The following is a 21,912-nucleotide window of genomic DNA, read 5'->3' as shown; positions in this document are numbered from 1 at the left end:
CATGAGTCAATCGCCAGCTAGTAGCAGCAGTGCAGTTCTTGAGTCGAATCGACTCGCCGGTACTCGATTAGAGCTGCTGCTGTTTCGTCTTGACGGTCGGCAGCAGTTCGGCATTAATGTCTTTAAAGTGCAGGAGGTGATTCCCTATACCCACCTCACCCGTACCCCTGGCTCCCATCCGATGGTACTCGGCATCGCCACTTTGCGCGGTATTACGATGCCGATTATGGATCTCTCGGTCGCCGTCGGCGGTCCGCCACTGAAAAAGCGTGAGGAGGGGAATATCATCATTACCGAATATAACCGCTCGGTACACGGCTTTTTGGTTCGCTCGGTTGACAAAATCGTCAATACCCGTTGGGAGGAGGTACGACCTAACCCCGGTGGCATCGGCAAGGGGAGTTTTGTGACCGCCGTTACCGTTATCGATGGGGCGATGGTCGAAATCCTCGATGTCGAAAAGGTGCTAGATCAAGTCGTTCACGCTAGCACCGCGGTGAATGAGACCCTCACGGCTAACCACTCGGTTGCCGGTAATACTGTCCTAGTGGTCGATGATTCGAGTGTCGCTAGAAACCAGATTCGACGCGCCCTAGAGCAGATTGGGGTCGAGTGCGAGACAGCCGAAGATGGCAAAGCAGCTCTAACATTACTGCAACAGATGGAGCAGGCCGGCATCGATCCGAGGCAGCATATTAAGATGATTATCTCAGATATCGAGATGCCAGAGATGGATGGCTATATGTTAACCACCGCCCTACGCAGCCAGCCCCGATATAGTGATATCTATATTCTGCTCCACTCCTCCATTAGTGGTGAGTTTAATATGGATATGCTCAAAAAGACCGGTGCCAACCGCTTTATCCAAAAATATGATCCGAATGATCTCGCCGAAGTGGTGTTGCAGCAGTTAAGTGCCCAAAACAGCTCTAAAGCCCAGTCATCATAAACGCCGACCAGATATAGGGGTAGCCCCAGCGATAGGAGTCGATCATCTCTAACTGGGTCTGGCGAAATGCCTGATGCACCTCCCTCCCCTCAAACACCAGCTCATAAAAGCGCGACATTAACGCTTGGGTGCCGGCATCGCTCACCTCCCACAATGAGGTGATTAAACTGTCGGTACCCGCCTCTAAAAATGAGCGCCGCAGACCATACACCCCCTCCCCCTCATGGATCTCGCCTAGTCCTGTTTCGCAGGCCGACAGTACCGCCAGCTCTGTCCCCTCTAGTGGCAGATTTAACACCTCCAGCGCGGTCAAAATACCATCATTATCGGTATTGAGCTCGCCTAAAAAGGGGGCGTTATGGTTAACGCCAGCAAAGGCCAAGCCCGCCCGCAACAGCGGATTATCGCCCGGTGGCGGTGAGGAGATCCCCCCCCCTCGCTGGGTCGTCACCACCCGCTCCCGTATCGCCTCATCTATCTTCAAAAAGAAGCCGTGGGTCGCTAGATGGAGAATTGCCGGCGAACGGGATAGCCCTTGTAGTTTAGCCTCGGAGGCCTCAGCACCGGTATAGAGCGTTACCTCCCCCACTCCCCGACTAAACTGCTCATTGATTAGCTCGCCCTCACTTTCAGCGCCGGGCAGCGGGGTAAACTGTAAGCCACGCATCCCACGAGAGAGGCCGCGTAAGCTACGCATGAGCGAACGGCTCGACTCCAGCGTAGCGGCGCGACTGCCTAAGCTACGAGAGGCGATAGCACGATTTCGCTGCTGCCGCTGCTGCTCCACCTGCGCTTCGCTCAATTCACTGCCGGCGTTATAGTCGGGACCGGCCAAAATGAGCATATCTAACTCACGCCGCTGCGGCTCATCTGGCAATAGATCGCGCAAAGAGGTGAGCAGTGTCAAATTGTATTTTTGAATTAAGTAGCGATCCTCAGCATCATTAATCGCCGCAAAGGGGAGAATATTGAGCTGGCCATCAGGCACGATATAGCTAGCCTCTGTTCCGACTAACAGCGGCTCTAAGGGCTGCCAAATTTGGCGATAGAGGCGGTAGCCGGCATCGAGAATCTCATCATCATAGGCATCGACATCCTGAATCGTGGTGCGAAAGGCAACCACCGCCTCAGCTATCGGTTGATAACGGCCTAGATCGACCCATTGGCTGTCGATCGTACCGTCCTCGTCACGCCGAACGACCACCGCCACCAGATAGGCCTCTTGGGCACGATAGTAGAGAGTGTAGTCGATTAACACCGTCTCTGGGGGGAGCTGCTGCCATAGCTGGACTAACTGCGGCGGCTCGGCCCGTTCGGCCCAGAGGCGGCTAAAGCGCCCTAGCTCCGCCTCTAGTCGTTGAATCTCCACCTCTAGCTCCTCCAGGAGCTGTAGATGCTGCTGGTCGGCCATCCCCTGCGGCCCAGAGAGGGTTAAACTGGCAAGATCTTTCCTCGCTTGTATTAATCGCGCCACTCGCGAAGCCAGCTCCGGATTGTTACTAAAGCGACCCGCCTGCTGAATTTGCGCCGAGATAGCCAGCAGTAAACCCTTACGATCTAGACTCATCTGTAACAGTTGCGTCGCGGCATCGGGACGCTGGTAATCGAGCAAAAAGGTGTAGTAGCTATCGAGTTCGGCGCGATGACGGCGAATATAGCCTTCACGACTATTCTCCCCCGTCACCCACAACATTCGCTCTAAAAACTGGTTGCGGCGTTGATAGCGAATTTGGTGCCATGTCGCTGCCGCATCGATCAGACCCGCTGCGGTAAGCGTCTCAATACGCAACCCCAGCGCCTCAAAGCAGTAGGGGTGCCCCTCACTAAGACTCTGTTCACAGTCGAGCTGTAGCTGTTCAGTTAGCGCGACTAACGGTTCTGCATCGAGCTGCTGCTGTAGCCGAAGCAGATCGATACGAGAGCGAATCGTATCTCGATGCCCAGCCCCTAACTGCTGCTGCCGCCCCTGTAGCGCTAGCTGCAACTTCTGCGCCGCTAGCGCCGACTCACCGACACCAAACAGCGCCCGCCCCCAGCTATTTAACGCCTTTAGCGTATTAGGGTGAGACTCACCTAGCGTCACCTGCCACTGAGCATAGATCTGCCCAAATAGATCAGCCGCCAGCCGGTTATGGCCCTGCAACAGATGGAGGTAGGCGAGATTATTGATCCGAATGAGGGTCTGATCGTGCTCCCCCCCCAAACTCTCCTCTAGCGTCGCAATGCTGCTCTGATAAAGGGCCTCGGCGTCGGTAAATTTGCCCTGACTCTCATAGAGCATGGCCAGATTATTCATATAGGCCAAAGTGGTAGGATGCTCATCACCCAAACTCTGCCGCGCCAATAGCAATCCTTGGGAGAGCAGCGGCTCGGCCTCATCATACAGCCCCGCCTCCTCTAGTAGCAGCGCTAAATTATTACCACTACTGAGGGTCGCCGGTGCCCCCTCCCCCTGCTGCTCGGTGTAGCGCTGGTAGGCGAGCCGATAGAAGCTCTCGGCCGGCTCAAACGCCCCTAGCTGCTGATAATATTGCCCTAGATTATCGGCCAATCTCGGCTCCCAGTGGCTCAACGGTTCAGGCAGCGCTCCGGCTAACGGTAGCAGCTCTGCAACCAGTTCGGTGGCGCTCTCTAGCCGACCTTGCGCTAACACCACCTCCAGCCACTCTAACCAGCCGTGCAGGATCGTCTCACTAGCCATCGGCTCAGTGCCGCTCACTATCGCTTGTAGTAGTGGCTCTGCTGCTGCTAGCTCCCCGACTGAGCGCCAGTAACGCGCCTGCAGCAGTTGATACTGCCGTAGCGGCTCTTGCTCCCATGCCGAGAGAGACTCAAGCTGCTGCAACAGCGACTCTAATGGCGCTAACTGCTGCTGCTGCAACAGCCACTGACCATACTCCAGTTGACAGCTAATAGTCGGTTCGAGCTGCTCACAGACCGACTCCCAGCGCTCAGTAGCCTGCTGGGGCACAACGCTCTGTAGTAGCACCTCCCCCTCACGCCAGAGATTAGCGTAGAGCAGCTCTTTCGAGGGCGGCTGCCGGGTTAACAACCACTCAGTTAAGGCACGATACCCCTGCCGCGCCTCTTCAACACGCTGTCGCTGCCAGCTAATATCGGCATAGAACTGCATCGCCTCTAACTGTAGCTCGGGCTGCTGCTGCTGTTGTAAGAGCTCGATTAGCTGCTGTAGCTGCTGTAGCGGCTCATCGATCGAGCGGCTCTCACTCAATAGCGCCATCTGTAGCGCCTGTAACCGAAACGCTAGTGTATCGGGGTGGTGCTCCCCTAGCTGCTGTTTAAGTAGCGGCAGTAGCTGCTCTGCCGTCGCAACAGCTGCGGCATACTCCCCCTGCTGCGCCTGCTGATAGAAGAGGCTAAAGGGGTTGGCCCTCTCTTGTTGTGCGACGCTAACGCCAACACCACTGCCCCCGATAAGTAATCCTAACGCGACCCAAAACTCTCCCCATCTAATCATCACGACTCTCTCCTCTTACCAACTCATCCGCCGACACCCGCCGCAGCACCCAATCGAGCTGGCGGGTGGTCAACAATCGCCGTAACAGACCAAACAGCCAAGTCGGAAAGGTAACAAAGTAGCGTGCTTTTGGACGACGACTCTCTACCGCATGCACGACTTTGCGGGCGACCGCCTCGGCTGGCAGGGTAAATGGCGCCGCCGCCCCCTCTTTGGTCAACCGTTGAATCATACCAGTGTAAGCGGGAGTAAAGTGTGACGGCGCTCCCGCTATCGTCCGTTGCCAAGCGGCATAGCTATTGGCCCGAAAACGGCTCTCAATCGGCCCCGGTTCGATGAGACTCACCTCAATCCCGCTACCGTAGAGCTCCAACCGCAAGGTATCGGCCAGCCCCTCTAGGGCATATTTACTCGCGTTATAGGCCCCCCGAAACGGCAGTGCAATCAGCCCCAATACCGAGCTATTGAAAATAATACGACCATACCCCTGCTGGCGCATCAACGGAATCACCTGCCGAGTCAACTCATGGGTGCCAAACAGATTGGTCTGAAACTGCTGCTGCAGCACCTCTCGGGGGAGATCTTCCACCGCCCCCGGCTGCCCATAGGCACCATTATTGAACAGCACATCAATTCGGCCACCGCTATACTGTACTATCTGCTGTAGCGCCGACGAAATAGAGGCCGAGTCGTCCAGATCGAGCAGCAGTGACGCCCACCCCTGCTGCTGCAGTCGCACCACATCGTCCGCCCGTCTAGCGGTCGCGAAGACCTGATGCCCTCGCTCATGCAGCAACTGCGCCGTGGCTAGACCGATTCCGCTAGAGCAGCCGGTAATCACCACCACCTGCGATTGAGATTGTTTTTTCAAAGCCATGCTCCTATGTTCCACCCAGGCCGGTAGCGGCCTATTACTGAATGGATATTATCGCCACCGGTAATATACCGTAAGATAGCTGCACTATATCAATTTATCGAGGTGAAAGATAAAGATGCCTATTTATGAATATGCCTGCACCCGTTGCGGCCACGAGATGGAAGCGATACAGAAGATGAGTGACGATCCGCTCACCGACTGCCCCGAGTGTCAACAGGCGACACTGACTAAACTGATCTCCGCTAGCGGCTTTCGCCTCAAGGGAGGTGGCTGGTATGAGACCGACTTTAAGAGCGGCAACAAGAAAAATCTGGTTGCTAACGAGGGCAAAAGTGAGCCCAAAAAGGAGCAAAAAGAGCCGGCCTCCAAACCGTGTGCGACAGCCGGAGGTTGTGCTGCCGCTGCGAGTTAGGCTACCCTATCGGCCTAATGCCACACTTTGAACTGCGTTATCGGGACTTTTTGTCCCGATAGCAATCTATCAACCACCTGCTTTGCACAACTACCAAAAGGATCTTAGCCCATGATGCGTAGCCACTACTGTGGTGATCTCAATGAGACCATGATTGGTCAAGAAGTCGAACTCACCGGATGGGTCCACCGTCGCCGCGACCATGGCGGGGTGATATTTATCGATCTACGAGATCGTGAAGGATTGACTCAAGTCGTCTATGACCCCGATACGCCCGATATCTTTGCCACCGCAGAGCAGGTTCGTAATGAGTTTGTCCTACAGCTAAAAGGGATCGTTCGCCGCCGCCCCGAAGGGACTGATAACTTAGATCTAAAAACTGGCCGCATTGAGGTACTCGGCAAGGAGTTGACCATCCTTAACCGCTCCGAGACGCCCCCCTTTATGCTCGATATTCACGACGATGAGGTCAATGAGGAGCTACGGCTGCGCTACCGCTATCTCGATCTGCGCCGTCCGCAGATGCTACAACGGCTCAAAATTCGCTCCCAGCTCACCAGTCAGCTACGACACTATCTCGATAGTCACGGCTTTTTAGATGTCGAAACCCCCATGCTCACCAAAGCGACCCCCGAAGGGGCTAGAGACTACATCGTTCCTAGCCGCACCTCCCGCGGCAACTTCTTCGCCCTGCCGCAGTCGCCACAACTCTTTAAGCAGCTACTCATGGTAGCAGGTATTGATCGCTACTATCAGGTGGTACGCTGTTTTCGTGATGAGGATCTACGCGCTGATCGCCAACCCGAATTTACCCAGCTCGATATTGAGACCACCTTCCTCGATGAGGAGGATATTATGGGGCTAATGGAGGAGATGATTCGCCATATCTTCCTCCATGTACTGGACGAACATCTCCCTAACCCCTTTCCCCGACTAAGTTATGCCGAGGCGATGGCTCGCTACGGCTCCGATAAACCCGATCTGCGTATTCCGCTACAGCTAGTCGAAATTGCCGATTTAATGCGTGAAGTCGAGTTTAAAGTCTTCTCCGCACCTGCGAACGACCCCGCCTGCCGCGTCGCCGCGCTACGCCTACCCTCCGGTAGCCGCCTAAGCCGTAAAGAGATCGACGACTACACCAAATTTGTCGCCATCTACGGCGCTAAGGGGCTAGCCTACATTAAAGTGGGCGAGCTAGCTAAGGGTCGTGAGGGGCTACAGTCACCGATTCTAAAATTCCTCCCCGATGAGGTCATTAACGCCATCATGGCGCGAGTCGGTGCTGAAGATGGCGATTTAATATTTTTTGGGGCCGATAGAGCCAAAATTGTCAATGAGGCGCTCGGTGCCCTGCGTGAAAAACTCGGCCACGATAGAGAGCTAGTCGAGCGCGGCTGGCAGCCGCTATGGGTGGTCGATTTTCCGATGTTTGAGTGGGATGAGAAGGCTAACCGCTGGCACGCACTGCACCACCCCTTCACGGCGCCACGGGATGAGGATATCGACACATTGAGCCACGATCCCGGTGCCGCCCTCTCCCGCGCCTACGACATGGTACTTAACGGCACCGAAATCGGTGGCGGCTCGCTGCGGATCTACCAGCCTGAGGTGCAAAAAACGGTCTTTACCGCCTTAGGAATTACGCCAGAAGAGGCGGAAGATAAGTTCGGCTTTCTGCTAAAAGCCCTGCAGTATGGTGCCCCCCCCCATGGCGGCATCGCCTTTGGGCTTGATCGGCTAGTGATGCTCATGACCGGTGCCCGCTCGATTCGCGATGTAATGGCCTTCCCTAAAACCCAAACAGCCGCCTGCCTCCTGACCGATGCGCCGGCTGCGGTCAGTAACGAGCAGTTAGTCGAGCTCGGTATCCGCATTCAGCGCCCCCCTAGCGGCAAGGAGTAACTCGCTATGAGCTCACCACTGCCGATTCAAGCCTATATCTCCCTCTCCGACAGTGAGTGCGCCGAACGGATTGCAACGGCTAAAGCGACCCTCGGCAGTCGGGTGGTGATCCTCGGCCACCACTACCAGCGCGATGAGGTATTCCTCTTCGCCGACTACTCGGGCGACTCACTCAAGCTGTCGCGTCAGGCGGCTGAATCGGAGGCGGAGTATATTATCTTCTGCGGCGTCCACTTTATGGCTGAAGTAGCCGATATCCTCTCCCGCGATAGCCAGATCGCCATTTTGCCCGATATGGGGGCCGGCTGCTCCATGGCTGATATGGCCAACCTACCGGCAGTTGAACGCGCTTGGCAGGAGTTAAGCGACTATCTTACCCCCGATGAGCAGCTCACTCCCGTAACCTATATTAACTCGGCAGCCGATCTAAAAGCCTTTTGCGGTCGCCATGGGGGGGTAGTCTGTACCTCCTCCAATGCGAGTCGGGTCTTAGCGTGGTCGTTTGAACGGCGGGAGAAGGTGCTATTCTTCCCCGATCAACACTTAGGTCGTAATAGCGGCTACCGCATGGGAATCCCTTTAGAACAGATGGTTATTTGGGATTTTGATCAGCCGCTAGGCGGCCTCACTCCAGAACAGATTCAGCAGGCCAAAATAGTCCTCTGGAAAGGGTTCTGCTCGGTGCATCAGCTCTTTCAGCCACAACATATTGAGCGGTTTCGAGCCAAATACCCCGAAGCCAAAGTGATCTCTCACCCTGAATCGTCGTTTGAGGTCTGTCAAGCCTCTGATGCGGTCGGCTCGACCGAAATGATTATTCAAACCATCGCCGACTCCCCCGCTGGCACTCGCTGGCTAGTCGGCACCGAGCTAAATCTGGTTAACCGCCTCAATCAGCGTTTTGCAGCAGAGAATAAGGCGATCCACTTTATGTCGCCGACTATCTGTATGTGCTCCACCATGTTTCGTATCGACCCGCAACATCTGGCCTGGACACTGGAGAATCTGGTCGAAGGCGTGGTGGTCAACCCCATTCAAGTCCCCGCCGCGACGGCGGCTGAGGCCAAAATCGCGCTAGAGAGAATGTTAACTATTTAGGGCCACCCTGTTGACCCAATCGCTCTATATAGGCGTGATGTCTGGCACTAGTGTCGATGGTATCGATCTAGCGCTAACTCGATTCGAGCCCCGTTTTGCGCTCTTAGCCACCCACCACACCCCCTTTGGCCCCGAACTGCGCCAGCGGCTAGAGCAGCTCATTCAGCAGCCTAAGATCGCGCTAACCGAACTAGGTCAAACCGATGCTCTACTCGGCGAGAGCTACGCTGACGCCGTGACAGCGCTATTACAGCAAACCCAACTCTCGCCGAGCGACATTGCCGCCATCGGCCTCCACGGTCAAACGATCGCCCACTATCCGCAAGCCCCCTACCCCTTTACACTGCAACTAGGCGATCCTAATCGGGTTGCCACTCGCTGTGGCATCACGGTGGTTGCCGATCTACGCCGGCGCGATATCGCTTTAGGGGGCGAAGGGGCTCCCCTAGTTCCCGCCTTCCACCAATATCTATGGCACCACCCTCAGCGCCACCGAGCCGTACTCAATTTAGGTGGCATCGCCAACTTAACCCTGCTCCCCCCAGCTGAGTCGGCGGGTACGATTACCGGTTTCGATACCGGCCCAGCCAATACGCTACTCGATCAGTGGTATCGCCGCCACCACCCCGAATCGCCATACCACTACGATCACAATGGCCACTGGGGCAATCAAGGTCGCCTGATACCCGAACTGCTGCAACGACTCTGTCAGGAGCCCTATTTCCAGCGCACACCGCCGAAGAGCTGTGGCCGAGAGCTATTTAATCTCGACTGGCTCCTCCCCCAGTGGCAACAGGAGGCGGCAGTCGATGTGCAGCGAACACTCTATCAACTAACCGTTGAGAGTGTGGCTACCGCAGTAGAGCGCCATGCCCCCGACTGCCAAGAGGTCATCGTCTGTGGTGGCGGTGCTGCCAACCCACTACTTCGTCAGCAGTTAACCGAACGGCTAAGCTGCCCCGTACAGAGCAGCGATCACTACGGACTCGATCCGCAATGGATTGAAGCGAGTGCGTTTGCTTGGCTCGCCTGCCAGAGAGTGCATGGCAGAGCCGGTAACTTACCATCGGTCACCGGTGCTAGAGAGGCCGCGCCGTTAGGGGCGATCTATTGTTAATCAAGGTATCCATATACCCCGATCATTCACTCCCCTGAATCACCCCGTTTAACCAGTCACAAAATAGATACGCCAGAGATAACGATAATGAGACACCCCCTCCAAAAAAATAGGCCGGGGAGAGAACCTAAGTTTCGCTCAATTTTTGTCCTGCTACCGCTAGGGCTAATACTAACACTGCTAGTCGGCGCCCTAGTGGTGATCTTATTGACACTGCAGCACCATACCGAAAACTATATCACCGAAAATAGCAAGCGATTGCAGGGGCGAGTCGAGCATCTTGCCCAGATGGCTGAGACTATTATTGCCCAACACCCCGAGATCGTACAGCAGGAGTTGCAGTTGACCGCCCGTCTCATACCGGGGACGGTAGTGCAGTTAATGAACCCCCGCATGGAGGTAGAGTTAACATCCCCCCCTCCCCTCGCCTCACTCTGACGGTGCCGCCCCCCACCCCCTCGCTAGAGCTGAACGGGGAGACTCTACAGCTACGACAACCGCTGCGCTGGCCGCCCTCGTTAGGAGATAAGAGCGAGGGTCAAGAGTACGGCTTTATCTACCTTAAGGTCGATTTAGCACCTGAATTGCAGCGGCTGCGCCATAACGAACTCCTGTTTCAGCTACCGCTCATCGCCACGCTACTGCTACTGGCCACCGCCCTCAGCCTCTGGTTACACTACCATCTGGTTATCCCGCTACAGCAGCTAATACAGGCCAGTCGCACTATCGGTACAGAGCGAGAGCGGCCACTACCGGAGCAGTGGCTCGGTGAGTTAGGCCAGCTAGCGATCGCCTTTAACCAGATGCTACAGCGGCTCTCTGAGCAGCACCATCAACTCACACAATCAGAGTACGAACTGACCGAACGGATGAAGGAGCTCTCCTGTCTATACGATATTTTTCGTATCACCGAAGAGCATACCGAACTCGCATCGATGTTTAGCGCCATCGTCAAGCGTCTGCCGGCGGCGATGCGCTATCCGGCACAGTGCGCTGCGCTAATCGAGTGCGCCGATAGCCGCTACGGCCGCAAGTACGATGGTCCGACGATTCATCAGCGCTTTTGCCGCGATAGCGACCACAACTGCACCCTCTCTGTTAGCTATCGCCTGCCGCCGCCAGAGGGGGAGGTGCCAGCGTTTATTCCCGAAGAGATCACCCTGCTCGAAGCGATTGCTAAGCGGTTAGCAGAGAGCGTTAAACGACACCAAGAACAGCAGCAGCTAGAGGATAACCTCGCCCTAATGTCAGCCATTTTAGAGCAGGCACCCGATGCGATTGAGCTTGCCGATCCAAAGAGCATGACCATTATTGAGGCCAATCCAGCTAGCTGTAACATGCTCGGTTATCACCGCCACGAACGCATCGGTCAGGCAGTTGCGGCGTTTCAAGCTGAGTTGACTCAAGATCAGCTCGATCATATTGCCGCAGAGGTGCAGCAACATGGCCACAGCTCATTTGTCACCCAGCATCGGCACAAAGAGGGGCATGTTATCGATGTTCATGTCAATATCGGCACCCTCACACTGCGCCAACACACCTATATGTTAGCAATGTGGCGCGATATTAGCGCTGAAAAGCGAGTTCAAAATCAGCTCAATAGACTCTATCTAGCGGTAGAGCAGAGCTCCGAAAGCATCGTGATCACCAATCTGGAGGCCGAAATTGAGTATGTCAACGCCGCCTTTACCGAGGCGACCGGCTACAGTCGTGAGGAGGCGCTAGGCCAAAATCCGCGCATACTACAGTCGGGGCGCACTCCCCAATCGGTCTATCGGGAGATGTGGGCACGACTACAACTAGGTATGACCTGGCAAGGGGAGCTCATTAATCAACGCAAAGATGGCAGTGAGTATATTGAACACGCCCGCATCTCACCCGTTCGTCTCGAAAGTGGCCAAATTAGCCACTACCTAGCCATTAAAGAGGATATTACCCAACGGATAGAGCTACAGGAGGAGCTAGAGCGCCACCGTCACCATTTAGAGGATGTCGTTACTCAACGCACCGCCGAGCAGCAAGCGATCCTCGACTCTGCCAACTCCGGCATTATGCTGGTGATCGATCGGCGCATCGTTAGCTGCAATCAGCGTACCTACGGCATCTTTGGCTGGCATGAGGGCGATCTGATTCACCGCTCGACCAGGGTCCTGTTTGCCGACGAGGATGGCTATGAGCAGTTTAGCCAGCAAGCCTACCCCAAAATCTGGGCCGGCCACGCCTTCGCCTGTCAGCGCCAGATGGTGCGCCACAACGGCAGCCGCTTTTGGACTCGTATCACCGGCCGCGCCATCGACCACCACCACCCCGATAAGGGTTCGGTCTGGGTGATTGACGATATCACCGAAGATCGCATGGCCGCCGATGCACTGCTGCTAGCCTACCAAGAGCAGCAGGCGATTTTTGAGACCGCCAGCTCCGGCATCGCCCTTATTCAACATCGGGTGTTAATCCGCTGTAACCAGCGCCTCCATGAGATATTCGGCTGGCCTGAGGGGGAGATGGTGGGACAAAAAACACGCATTTGGTACACCAGTGAAGAGGAGGCTCAGATCGACACGGCCTCCTACACGCTGATCTGGAACGGAGAGACCCACAAGCGAGAGCAGCAGCTACTGCGCCGTGACGGCAGCCGCTTTTGGGCACGATTAGCCGGCGCTGCCGTCAGCGTTGACGATCCCGACAAGGGGACGGTGTGGGTCGTTGACGATATTAGCGCCGAACATGAGGCGCTAGAGCAGCTTGCCGAAGCTAAAGCGCTGGCCGAATCGGCAGCGCAACTTAAATCGGACTTTCTGGCCAATATGAGCCATGAGATTCGCACCCCGATGAATGCGATTATCGGCACCACCCACTTAGCGCTAAAGAGCTCTTTAACCCCCAAACAGCGTAACTATTTGGAGCGGATTCAGCTCTCGGGGCGCCACCTATTGGGGCTGATTAACGATATTCTCGATCTCTCTAAAATCGAAGCGGGCAAACTGGAGCTAGAGCAGCGGTCGTTTAACCTCAATCAGGTCATTGAGAGCGTCACGACACTCATCTACGATCAGAGCCGGACTAAAGAGCTACAGCTACAGGTATGGATTAACCCTGATGTGCCGCGAGCACTGGTGGGGGATCCGCTCCGTTTAGGACAAATTTTAATTAACTTTGGCACTAACGCGGTTAAATTTACCGATCAAGGTCGAATCAGCCTCACCCTCTCAAGCCTAACCCGTACGAGCGAACAGGTAGAGCTCCGTTTTGAGATTAGCGATACCGGTATCGGCATCTCCCCTGAACAGCAGCGGCGGCTATTTCGGCAGTTTGAACAGGCCGACCCGAGTACCACCCGTCAACATGGCGGCACCGGATTGGGGCTAGCGATATCGAAACAACTAGTAGAGCTGATGCGGGGCAAGGTAGGGGTGCACAGCGCTTTGGGTAAGGGTTCAACCTTTTGGGTGACATTGCCGTTTAGCCTAAGCAAGATGGCACTGGAGGAGCTGCACGCTACAGAGTCATCCCTAGCGCTAGAGGAGAACCCAAAAGCGCTTAGCGCCCTCAAAGGGGCTACCCTGCTACTGGTAGAGGATAATGAGATAAATCGCGATGTAGCGACCGAACTGCTACAAGAGGGCGGCTTTGGGGTCGATTGGGCCGAAAATGGTGCCGTTGCGGTGCAAAAGGTGGCCCAAAAGGGGGCGGCAGGCTATAGCGCTATCTTAATGGATATACAGATGCCGGTGATGGATGGCTTAACGGCAACCACTGAGATCCTCAAACTCCCCCAAGGGAAGCAGACGCCAATTATCGCGATGACCGCCAATGCGCTAGCGGAAGATCGCCAACGCTGTCTGCAAGCCGGCATGAGCGGCTATCTTGCCAAACCGATTGTGCCGGCAGAGTTATGGCAACAGCTACTACAACTTGCCAAACGGCCAACCTCCCAGGCTCCCGCCCCACCCCCCGCCCCGCCATCGCCTGAGTCGGCTCCTAGCCTCGACTGGCGCCAGCTACCAGGAATCGATGCCAGCATAGCGTTGAGCCATACCATGGGCAAGGAGGCGCTGCTACTCAAATTGATACATAAATTCGCCCGCAACCACCGCTCTTTTATGACCGAACTGACTCAAACGCTGCAAAAGGGTGACCGAGAGAGCGCCCGCCGTATCGCCCACACGCTAAAGGGGAGTGCCGCACAAATTGGGCTTCGCGAGCTGAGCCAAATGGCGGCAACTATCGAAACGGCGATAACAAGCGGTAAAGAGTTACCGCTGCTAGAGCAGCCGCTAGCCGACCTCACCCCCGTTCTAGATCAGCTTATTCACGCTATCTTGCGCCACCTACCGCCGCCACAGGGGAGCGCGACACCCGAGCGTGGTGCCCGCATCGATTTAACCGCCTTTGAGCCTCTCCGCGCCGAATTGACCCAGCAGCTAGAGATGAGTAACATCGCCAGCCTAAAGACGGTCGAGAGGCATACGGCGCTGCTACAGAGCTATTTTGGTGCAGACTACGACCCGTTTATCGATGCGGTAGAGAGTTTCGATTTCGAGAGTGCGCTAGCGCAGCTCAACCGGCTCGCCACCCTCACTGCAAAAACAGCCCATAGATCGGATTCGCCGCCTCATCCCACCAGCGATACCCCACCTGCTCCAGAAAGTCCCTAAAGGCAGCCTCATCCCCCGGCGGCACCTGCATCCCCACCAAGACTCGACCGTAGGCGGCACCATGGTTGCGGTAGTGAAACAGGCTGATATTCCAGTGGCCTCCGGTGCGGTTCAAAAAGTGGAGCAGTGCGCCGGGGCGCTCGGGAAACTCAAACCGCATTAGCCGCTCATGATCGACCTTAGCCCGTCCGCCGACCATATAGCGCACATGGAGTTTGGCCGCTTCGTTATCGCTTAAATCGATGGCGGGCAGATCGTTGTGCTGTAGCTGTTGCAGCAGCTCACTTAGCTCCTGCTCAGCTCCGGTGAGTTGAATACCGACGAAGATATGGGCCTGCCGGGAATCGGCCATACGATAGTTAAATTCGGTAATCGCCCGACTGCCCAAAAGTTGGCAAAAGTGGCGAAAACTGCCCGGCTTTTCAGGAATCGTCACCGCCAGCACCGCCTCGCGCCGCTCCCCAAGCTCCGCCCTTTCGGCCACATGGCGCAGCCTATCGAAGTTCATATTTGCCCCGCTAATGATGGCGATATGGTTCTGCTCGGTCAGGTTATGTTGCTGCAGATAGCGCTTCATACCTGCCACAGCGAGAGCCCCGGCCGGTTCACTAACCGAGCGAGTATCTTCAAAGACATCTTTAATTGCCGCACAAATTTCATCTGCGGTGACCGTAATCACCTCATCGACACACTCGCGGGCGATGCGGTAGGGCTCCTCTCCGACCTGCTTAACAGCGACGCCATCGGCGAAGAGCCCTACCTGATCGAGTACCACCCGCTCGTTAGCTAGCAGCGCAGCTCTGAGAGAGGCGGCATCTTCAGGCTCGACCCCAATGATCTTAATGTCGGGCCGTATCGCCTTCACATAGACGGCGATACCGGCGATCAGCCCCCCTCCGCCGACCGGGACAAAGATCGCATCTAACGGGTCTTGGTGCTGGCGCAGCAGCTCCATCGCGATCGTCCCCTGTCCGGCAATCACATCGGGATCGTCATAGGGGGGGATATAGGTTTTGCCACTCTCTTTAGCACACTTGAGGGCGTAGTCGAACGCCTCGTTATAGCTGCTACCGTGGAGCGTCACCCGTGCGCCGTAGCGCCTTACCGCACTCACTTTGATCTCTGGCGTCGTCTGCGGCATCACAATCAGCGCATCAATGCCTAGATAGCGAGCCGATAGCGCCACCCCTTGGGCGTGATTACCGGCCGATGAGGTAATCACCCCGGGCTGGCGCTGCGCCGCAGTTAGCTTTACCATACGGTTATAGGCACCACGCAGCTTAAAAGAGAAGACCGGTTGCAGATCTTCGCGTTTAAACCATATCTGGTTACGATAGCGGCGACTCAAATTGGGAGCCCAATCGAGCGGGGTCTCTTGCGCAACATCATAGACCCGTGCGGTCAAAATTTTACGAATATAGTCATCAAACATAGGGTTATTTCACAATACTCTAGCGGGAGGGGGAGAGGGCGGAGCGACTCTTGGCTGCAAAAAACTGTTTTACTTCGCGCATCGGCTATAATAGCCTAAACTCTACTGAACGACTCAGCAACGATTAGCCATCATAACAGAAGATGAACCAAACAGGAGTGATTATGACCCAAGATGAGATGAAACGCGCCGTGGCCCGGGCTGCGCTAGAGTATGTCGTCCCCAATACCATCATCGGTATCGGTACCGGCTCAACTGCCAATATGTTTATTGACGAGCTCGCCGCCATTAAACACAAAATTAACGGTGCCGTGGCCAGCTCTGAGGCGAGCGCCAAGCGGCTACGAAGCCATGGGATTGAAGTGCTTGATCTCAATAGCGTCGATGCGATCTCGGTCTATATCGACGGCGCCGACGAAACCAACCACCACGCCCATCTCATCAAGGGGGGCGGTGGGGCTCTGACTCGGGAGAAGATCGTCGCGGCGGTAGCGACAAAATTTCTCTGCATTGTCGATGAGACCAAAGTGGTGTCGATGCTAGGCCAGTTTCCCCTACCGGTAGAGGTGATTCCGATGGCCCGCAGCTATGTGGCGCGACAGCTAGTCAAACTAGGCGGCCAGCCGGTCTATCGTGAGGGAGTTATCACCGATAACGGCAATGTGATTCTTGATGTCCACCGGTTAGAGATCATGGCACCGACTGAACTAGAGCGGCAGCTAAACGATATTACCGGCGTTGTCACCAACGGTCTCTTTGCGCTACGGCCCGCCGATGTCGTCCTCGTCGGCAGCCCTAGTGGCGTGACCACGCTATAGCCGAGCACTGCCCCCCATGGCAGAAGATGATCGCCGCCGCAGTTTTCGTATCGATGATAATATCTATCTGCGTCTGACCTCGCTCACCAAGGCGGAGAAGGAGCGCGAAAGTCAGGGTCAGGTCGAAAAAGAGCTAAAAAATCTCCGAGAGTTCTGTTTTCAATCGAACCACATGCTAGCGCAGATTCGCAAAAGTAACCCCGATATTGCCCAATACTTAGCGATTATCGATAAAAAAATTAACATCCTGACCCGTATCGTCTCCGCCGAGCAGTTTACTCAGCCGATGGAGCCGAACCATCAGGTCAATATTAGCTCCACCGGACTCTCGCTGCGCATGGCTAAGTGTAGCGTTAAGCCCGGCTCCCAACTTAGCGCTTACATGCTCTTTTTCCCCTCCTATCTCACCATTGAGTGTGTGGCGGAGGTGGTCTATTGTCGGCCAGAGAATAAGCGCTTTCGGATGGGGATAGAGTTTATCGACCTAGATGAGACCGCTCAGGAGCAGCTAATGCGCCACCTGATTGAGCGCCAATCGGAGCAGATTCGCCAGCAACGCAACCGTGATGCCGACAATCGTTATCAAGATAGTGACTAATGCGAAACTAGACTTAGGAGCCTAAAAAATAGATGCCACTTGCCCTGTTTGATCTCGATAACACCCTCATTGCCGCTGATAGCGATCACCTATGGGGGGAGTTTTTGGTGGAGAGAGGCGTTGTTGACCGAGAGTACTATGGCCAACAAAACGATCACTTCTATGCCCAGTACCGTGAAGGGACGCTCGATATCTACCAATTTCTTCGATTTAGCCTTAAACCGCTCTCACAACACCCACTCGCACAACTAGAACAGTGGCGTGAGCAGTTTTTTGCACAAAAGATAGCCCCCCAACTGCTACCTAAGGCGCGACAGCGACTAGAGCACCATCGACAGCAGGGCGATAGAGTGATTATCATTACCGCCACCAACCGCTTTGTGACCGAGCCTATCGCTAATGCCTATGGCGTTGAGGATCTTATCGCCACCGAACCGGAGCGAGTCGAGGGGCGCTATACCGGTGAGGTGTGGGGGACGCCCTGTTTTCAGCACGGCAAGGTAGAGCGGCTACAGCAGTGGCTGAGCGAACAGCAGCAGAGCTTGGCGGGGAGCTGGTTTTATAGCGACTCCCACAACGATCTGCCGCTATTAGAGCGAGTCAGCCACCCGGTCGCCGTCGATGCCGATGCGACACTGACCCAAATAGCGCTAGAGCGCGGCTGGCAGCAGCTCTCTTTACGCTAATTTATTTAATACCCCTATAGGTTTTTTATATTAGTCGCCACCACACTCAAGCTTTATGCTAAATCTGTTTAGCCAACAGGAATCTAACTATGCCTGCCATTGCCGATTTCAATAAAAATGAGATGTGGATCGTTAACGATACGCTCAAACAGCGTTACGGCACTGAGATCGACATTCAGTTCGCCGAAACCGAAATGCGGCTCGATCCCCACTCGACCGCATTAACCGACTGCCCGACTCTCTTCTGGAGTGACAGTAAAGGGGCCCATTTTGTTATCGTGAAAGTGGCTGAGGGGCGCTACCGCTGTCAATTCTTCTACCGAGTACACCAGCAGTATGGCACCGGCGTACCCGACTATGACGATCTGACCGAGTGCGTAGTCACGCTACTACAGGTACAGGCCGATCATGAGGCGATGCAACGGGAGGAGCAGGAGGGGAGCGCCCCATCTCAGACAACCTAGCGAGCTTTAGGCGCGTGGCCGCGAACAGCAGGTCACGATATTTTTTTTTCACTTAACCGAACTCAACTTAAGGAGCAGAAAAGTTATGGCAAAAAATGCCTTCTACGCACAATCGGGCGGGGTGACCGCCGTTATTAACGCCTCGGCAGCAGGAGTTATTGAGGCCTGCCGCGCCAATCCAGACCAAATAGGCACCCTCTATGCTGGCCGTAACGGTATTATCGGCGCACTGACTGAGGAGCTAGTCGATACTAGTCAAGAGTCGGCCGACGATGTTGCCGCCCTCAAACATACCCCTTCAGGGGGCTTCGGCTCCTGCCGTTTTAAGCTCAAAAGCTTAGAGGATAACAAACGCGAATATGAGCGCCTGATTGAGGTCTTTAAAGCGCACGATATCGGCTACTTTTTCTATAACGGCGGCGGCGACTCGGCCGATACCTGCTACAAAGTCTCACAACTATCTGAAAAGATGGGCTTTCCGGTGCAAGCGGTTCATGTACCAAAGACGGTCGATAACGATCTGCCGATTACCGATAACTGCCCCGGCTTCGGTTCGGTGGCCAAATATATCGCCGTCTCCACCCTAGAGGCGAGCTACGATGTCCGCTCTATGGCCAAAACTTCGACTAAAATCTTCGTTATCGAAGTGATGGGGCGTCACGCCGGCTGGATTGCAGCAGCCGGTGCCTTAGTTGAAGATTACGGCATTCCGGTCGTCACCCTCTTCCCTGAAATTGAGTTTAATCAAGAGAAGTTCCTCGCCGCAGTAGAGGCTAAAGTGAAAGAGCACGGCTACTGCACCATTGTCGTCTCCGAAGGGTGCCACTGGCCCGATGGTAGATTTCTCGCCGAGCAAGGGACTCGTGACTCCTTTGGCCACGCCCAGCTCGGTGGTGCCGCCCCCGTGGTCGCCAACATGATTAAAGATAACCTCGGCTACAAGTTCCACTGGGCTGTCGCCGACTATCTACAACGCGCTGCCCGCCACCTCGCCTCCGAGTCAGATGTGGAGCAGGCCTATGCGCTAGGTCAAAAGGCGGTCGAGTATGCGCTAGCCGGTGAAAACTCGATTATGCCCACCGTGGTGCGCAAATCGAGCAGCCCATACGAGTGGGAGATCGGCAAAGCGCCGCTATCAGAGGTCGCTAATGTCGAAAAGATGATGCCGATGGAGTTTATTACTGAAGATGGCTACGGTATTACCGCCGCCTGTAAGGAGTACCTCTATCCGCTAATTAAAGGCGAGGCCTATCCGCCCTACGATGAAAACGGCATGCCAAAGTATGTCACCATGAAAAACGAACTGGTCGCTAAAAAGCTACCAGAATTTGAACTATAAACTGAGGAAAATTCTATGACTTTTGGTCTCTTTTTTGCCCTAGTCTGCGCCGGTGTGGCGCTAGCTTATGGTGCCATATCGGTTAAGTGGATATTGAGTCTGCCAACCGGCAATGATCGTATGCGCGAAATCGCCCAAGCGATACAAGAGGGGGCGAGCGCCTACCTTAACCGCCAATACACCACCATTGCGATTGTCGGCGTGGTACTACTCATTGTTATCGCCCTCTCGCTCGGTATGGCGACGGCAGTAGGCTTTGCCATCGGTGCTATCTTCTCTGGTGCGGCTGGCTATATCGGCATGAACATCTCGGTTCGCGCCAATGTGCGTACCGCTGAAGCTGCGAATCAGGGGATGAACGCCGCCATGCAGGTCGCCTTTAAAGGCGGCGCCATTACCGGTATGTTGGTGGTCGGTCTTGGTCTGTTAGGGGTTGCCGGCTACTACGCCATTTTGACCCTCTCCGGCACCTCAATGAACGATACCCTCCACGCACTGGTCGGTCTCGCCTTCGGTGGCTCGCTAATCTCCATCTTTGCCCGTCTCGGTGGCGGTATCTTTACTAAAGGGGCCGATGTCGGTGCCGATATCGTCGGCAAGGTCGAAGCGGGGATCCCCGAAGATGATCCACGCAATCCGGCCGTTATCGCCGATAATGTCGGTGACAATGTCGGTGACTGCGCCGGTATGGCCGCCGATCTCTTTGAGACCTATGCGGTAACTGTCGTGGCCACGATGCTGCTCGGCGGGCTAATGCTCTCCGGTGAACAGGCGCTACAGGCGGTTATCTATCCGCTGATTTTAGGGGGTGTCTCGATCATTGCGTCGATTATCGGCACCTACTTTGTCAGCGTTAAAGAGGGCGATACCAAGATTATGAAGGCACTCTATCGCGGCCTGATTGTCTCTGGCGTGCTAGCCGCTATCGCTTTCTATATCGTCACCGCGATTGCGATGCCCGACACTATGCTAATCAGCGGGATGGAGGTGGCCAATATTAACCTCTTCTGGTCGGCGATGATCGGTCTGGCGCTCACCGCCGCAATGGTCATTATCACCGAGTACTATACCGCGACCGAGTATAGCCCGGTGCGCCATATCGCTGAGGCCTCGACGACTGGCGATGGAACGAATGTCATTGCCGGTCTGGGCGTCTCGATGAAATCGACTACCGCACCGGTGCTGGCCGTCTGTCTGTCGATTTGGGGGGCTCATGAGCTAGCCGGCCTCTACGGTATCGCTATTGCCGCCACCTCTATGCTATCGATGACTGGCATTATCGTCGCCCTCGATGCCTATGGGCCGATTACCGATAACGCCGGTGGTATCGCCGAAATGGCGGAGCTAGATGATAAGATCCGTAATATCACCGATCCACTCGATGCGGTCGGCAATACGACCAAAGCGGTCACCAAAGGGTACGCGATCGGTTCAGCAGGACTGGCCGCGTTGGTACTCTTTGCCGACTTTACCAACAGCCTCACCAGTGCCGGTAAGCTGGTCAGCTTTGAGCTCAACGATCCGGCAGTACTGATTGGTCTCTTTATCGGCGGTCTTATCCCCTACCTCTTCGGCGCGATGTCGATGGAGGCGGTCGGTCGCGCTGCCGGCGGTATTGTGAACGAAGTTCGGCGTCAGTTCCGTGAAAAACCGGGCATTATGGACTACAGCGACAAGCCCGACTACGGTAAAGCGGTCGATATGCTGACTATCGCAGCAATTAAGGAGATGATTATCCCCTCCATGCTACCGGTATTAGCCCCGATTGTGGTCGCTTTCGGAATGGAGGCACTTATGGGAGAAGGGGCCGGCATTAAAGCGCTCGGCGGCCTGCTGATAGGTACCATTATTACCGGTATCTTTGTCGCTATCTCCATGACTACCGGTGGTGGGGCATGGGATAACGCCAAAAAGTATATCGAAGATGGTAACTTTGGCGGTAAGGGCTCCGATGCCCATAAAGCCGCAGTCACCGGCGATACCGTCGGCGATCCCTACAAAGATACCGCAGGGCCGGCGATTAATCCGTTAATTAAGATTATTAACATCGTCGCGTTGATGATTGTACCGCTGCTCTAGAGCAAAAG

At 55.3% G+C, this 21,912-nt stretch carries 16 protein-coding genes; 13 read left to right on the top strand and 3 right to left on the bottom strand.

The features are described 5' to 3' along the window. Nucleotide 1: 1 nt before the first annotated feature. Nucleotides 2–949 (top strand): chemotaxis signal transduction protein CheV, encoded by a 948-nt coding sequence (locus tag D5085_13625; protein ID QEP44066.1) that lies wholly within the window; start codon nucleotides 2–4, stop codon nucleotides 947–949. Here the strand turns inward: D5085_13625 and D5085_13620 are convergent. Both D5085_13620 and D5085_13615 read right to left on the bottom strand, forming a co-directional pair. Next, nucleotides 930–4,427, bottom strand: a complete 3,498-nt coding sequence (locus tag D5085_13620; GenBank protein QEP44065.1) for a CHAT domain-containing protein — start codon at nucleotides 4,425–4,427, stop codon at nucleotides 930–932. The genes D5085_13625 and D5085_13620 overlap by 20 nt on opposite strands. Next, entirely contained in the window at nucleotides 4,420–5,304 is an 885-nt protein-coding gene (locus D5085_13615; GenBank protein ID QEP44064.1) for an SDR family NAD(P)-dependent oxidoreductase, read from the bottom strand. The genes D5085_13620 and D5085_13615 overlap by 8 nt, the downstream gene beginning before the upstream one ends. Nucleotides 5,305–5,419: 115 nt before the next feature. Between D5085_13615 and D5085_13610 the strand changes: the two genes are divergently transcribed. The 6 genes from D5085_13610 to D5085_13585 all read left to right on the top strand — a co-directional run bounded on the left by D5085_13610 (nucleotide 5,420) and on the right by D5085_13585 (nucleotide 14,488). After that, a complete protein-coding gene (locus tag D5085_13610) occupies nucleotides 5,420–5,716 on the top strand; it encodes a zinc ribbon domain-containing protein (GenBank protein ID QEP44063.1) in 297 nt (98 codons plus the stop codon). Between the two features lie 114 nt (nucleotides 5,717–5,830). Then, a complete protein-coding gene (gene aspS / locus D5085_13605; protein ID QEP45168.1) occupies nucleotides 5,831–7,618 on the top strand; it encodes an aspartate--tRNA ligase in 1,788 nt (595 codons plus the stop codon). 6 nt (nucleotides 7,619–7,624) lie between these two features. Continuing rightward, on the top strand, nucleotides 7,625–8,716 hold the full coding sequence (gene nadA, locus D5085_13600) for a quinolinate synthase NadA (protein QEP44062.1): 1,092 nt from the start codon (nucleotides 7,625–7,627) through the stop codon (nucleotides 8,714–8,716). Between the two features lie 10 nt (nucleotides 8,717–8,726). Further along, nucleotides 8,727–9,833: an anhydro-N-acetylmuramic acid kinase gene (locus tag D5085_13595; protein QEP44061.1), complete on the top strand. Its 1,107-nt coding sequence runs from the start codon at nucleotides 8,727–8,729 to the stop codon at nucleotides 9,831–9,833. Nucleotides 9,834–9,920: 87 nt separating this feature from the next. After that, nucleotides 9,921–10,271, top strand: a complete 351-nt coding sequence (locus D5085_13590; protein ID QEP44060.1) for a hypothetical protein — start codon at nucleotides 9,921–9,923, stop codon at nucleotides 10,269–10,271. 2 nt (nucleotides 10,272–10,273) lie between these two features. Further along, entirely contained in the window at nucleotides 10,274–14,488 is a 4,215-nt protein-coding gene (locus tag D5085_13585; protein ID QEP44059.1) for a PAS domain S-box protein, read from the top strand. On the opposite strand, the gene ilvA is transcribed toward D5085_13585, so the two are convergent. Further along, nucleotides 14,409–15,920 carry a threonine ammonia-lyase, biosynthetic gene (gene ilvA, locus D5085_13580; GenBank protein ID QEP44058.1) on the bottom strand — a complete coding sequence of 504 codons (1,512 nt, stop codon included), beginning with the start codon at nucleotides 15,918–15,920 and terminating at the stop codon, nucleotides 14,409–14,411. The genes D5085_13585 and ilvA overlap by 80 nt on opposite strands. A 164-nt stretch (nucleotides 15,921–16,084) precedes the next feature. On the opposite strand from ilvA, the gene rpiA reads away from it, so the two are divergent. The 6 genes from rpiA (at nucleotide 16,085) to D5085_13550 (ending at nucleotide 21,904) form a co-directional block, all read left to right on the top strand. Continuing rightward, nucleotides 16,085–16,738 carry a ribose-5-phosphate isomerase RpiA gene (rpiA, locus tag D5085_13575; GenBank protein ID QEP44057.1) on the top strand — a complete coding sequence of 218 codons (654 nt, stop codon included), beginning with the start codon at nucleotides 16,085–16,087 and terminating at the stop codon, nucleotides 16,736–16,738. Nucleotides 16,739–16,754: 16 nt separating this feature from the next. Continuing rightward, nucleotides 16,755–17,336 (top strand): PilZ domain-containing protein, encoded by a 582-nt coding sequence (locus D5085_13570; GenBank protein ID QEP44056.1) that lies wholly within the window; start codon nucleotides 16,755–16,757, stop codon nucleotides 17,334–17,336. A gap of 32 nt (nucleotides 17,337–17,368) precedes the next feature. Then, nucleotides 17,369–18,022 carry an HAD family hydrolase gene (locus tag D5085_13565; GenBank protein ID QEP44055.1) on the top strand — a complete coding sequence of 218 codons (654 nt, stop codon included), beginning with the start codon at nucleotides 17,369–17,371 and terminating at the stop codon, nucleotides 18,020–18,022. Between the two features lie 89 nt (nucleotides 18,023–18,111). After that, nucleotides 18,112–18,486, top strand: coding sequence for a hypothetical protein (locus D5085_13560; GenBank protein ID QEP44054.1), 375 nt, complete (start codon nucleotides 18,112–18,114; stop codon nucleotides 18,484–18,486). Between the two features lie 85 nt (nucleotides 18,487–18,571). Beyond that, a complete protein-coding gene (locus D5085_13555; GenBank protein ID QEP44053.1) occupies nucleotides 18,572–19,825 on the top strand; it encodes a 6-phosphofructokinase in 1,254 nt (417 codons plus the stop codon). A 15-nt stretch (nucleotides 19,826–19,840) separates the two neighbouring features. Continuing rightward, on the top strand, nucleotides 19,841–21,904 hold the full coding sequence (locus tag D5085_13550; protein ID QEP44052.1) for a sodium-translocating pyrophosphatase: 2,064 nt from the start codon (nucleotides 19,841–19,843) through the stop codon (nucleotides 21,902–21,904). Nucleotides 21,905–21,912 lie beyond the last annotated feature (8 nt).

This window comes from Ectothiorhodospiraceae bacterium BW-2 (assembly GCA_008375315.1).
In the GTDB taxonomy this organism is placed as follows: domain Bacteria; phylum Pseudomonadota; class Gammaproteobacteria; order Thiohalomonadales; family Thiohalomonadaceae; genus BW-2.
This window is presented reverse-complemented; position numbering and strand designations above follow the sequence as displayed.

What these genes read in the sequence shown, in the direction of transcription:
- D5085_13620 (QEP44065.1), bottom strand. Translation starts at nt 4,427, where the DNA reads ATGATTAGATGGGGAGAGTTTTGGGTCGCGTTAGGATTACTTATCGGG.
- nadA (QEP44062.1), top strand. Translation starts at nt 7,625, where the DNA reads ATGAGCTCACCACTGCCGATTCAAGCCTATATCTCCCTCTCCGACAGT.
- D5085_13610 (QEP44063.1), top strand. Translation starts at nt 5,420, where the DNA reads ATGCCTATTTATGAATATGCCTGCACCCGTTGCGGCCACGAGATGGAA.
- D5085_13615 (QEP44064.1), bottom strand. Translation starts at nt 5,304, where the DNA reads ATGGCTTTGAAAAAACAATCTCAATCGCAGGTGGTGGTGATTACCGGC.
- D5085_13560 (QEP44054.1), top strand. Translation starts at nt 18,112, where the DNA reads ATGCCTGCCATTGCCGATTTCAATAAAAATGAGATGTGGATCGTTAAC.
- D5085_13570 (QEP44056.1), top strand. Translation starts at nt 16,755, where the DNA reads ATGGCAGAAGATGATCGCCGCCGCAGTTTTCGTATCGATGATAATATC.
- ilvA (QEP44058.1), bottom strand. Translation starts at nt 15,920, where the DNA reads ATGTTTGATGACTATATTCGTAAAATTTTGACCGCACGGGTCTATGAT.
- D5085_13625 (QEP44066.1), top strand. Translation starts at nt 2, where the DNA reads ATGAGTCAATCGCCAGCTAGTAGCAGCAGTGCAGTTCTTGAGTCGAAT.
- D5085_13565 (QEP44055.1), top strand. Translation starts at nt 17,369, where the DNA reads ATGCCACTTGCCCTGTTTGATCTCGATAACACCCTCATTGCCGCTGAT.
- rpiA (QEP44057.1), top strand. Translation starts at nt 16,085, where the DNA reads ATGACCCAAGATGAGATGAAACGCGCCGTGGCCCGGGCTGCGCTAGAG.
- D5085_13555 (QEP44053.1), top strand. Translation starts at nt 18,572, where the DNA reads ATGGCAAAAAATGCCTTCTACGCACAATCGGGCGGGGTGACCGCCGTT.
- D5085_13590 (QEP44060.1), top strand. Translation starts at nt 9,921, where the DNA reads ATGAGACACCCCCTCCAAAAAAATAGGCCGGGGAGAGAACCTAAGTTT.
- D5085_13550 (QEP44052.1), top strand. Translation starts at nt 19,841, where the DNA reads ATGACTTTTGGTCTCTTTTTTGCCCTAGTCTGCGCCGGTGTGGCGCTA.
- aspS (QEP45168.1), top strand. Translation starts at nt 5,831, where the DNA reads ATGCGTAGCCACTACTGTGGTGATCTCAATGAGACCATGATTGGTCAA.